Annotated in this window: 1 protein-coding gene; it reads left to right on the top strand. The window is 71.9% G+C overall.

Features of this window, described 5'->3' with window-relative positions; genetic code table 11:
* Window positions 1–353: carboxymuconolactone decarboxylase family protein (locus tag RF647_RS19310; protein ID WP_368813146.1), on the top strand; the 353-nt coding region annotated here is incomplete at its 5' end.
* Between the last annotated feature and the right edge of the window lie 156 nt (window positions 354–509).

Genomic DNA, 509 nt, shown 5'->3' with positions numbered 1-509 from the left:
CGACCCGAAAGGTGGACGACGTGAGCCAGCACTACCACGACCCCGAGGACCTCAAGCGCCTGACCGAGTACAAGGAGCTCGCCCCGCAGGAGTTCAAGGCCTTCGCCGCCTTCGACGGCAGCATCGGCCGCGAGGGAGGGGCCATCGACCAGCTCCACCGCGAGCTCATCGCCGTCGGCGTGGCCATCACCTCCCAGTGCCCCTACTGCATCCAGGTGCACGTGAACAACGCCAAGAGGGCCGGGGCGACCAAGGCGCAGATCGCCGAGGCCGCCCTGGTGTCCGCGGCCCTGGGCGCCGGCTCCTCGGTCACCCACGGGACCATGGCCTTCCGCTTCTTCGACGAGGCCTGAGCCCCTCCGGCGCCGAGTCCACCGGTTCCGCCCGGGACGCCGGTATCAATGCCGGTGTCCGGGGCGGAACCGGTGACTTCGGCGCGACGGTGCCGGGACGAGGCCCGCTCAGGCCCGGCGCAGCGCCTCGCGCAGGGCGCCGAGCACCAGCGCCAA

Source organism: Kocuria sp. CPCC 205263 (assembly GCF_040981075.1).
Taxonomy (GTDB): Bacteria; Actinomycetota; Actinomycetes; order Actinomycetales; family Micrococcaceae; genus Kocuria; species Kocuria rosea.
Note: the sequence above shows the minus strand (reverse complement) of the source record. Positions and strands in the feature narration are given on the sequence as shown.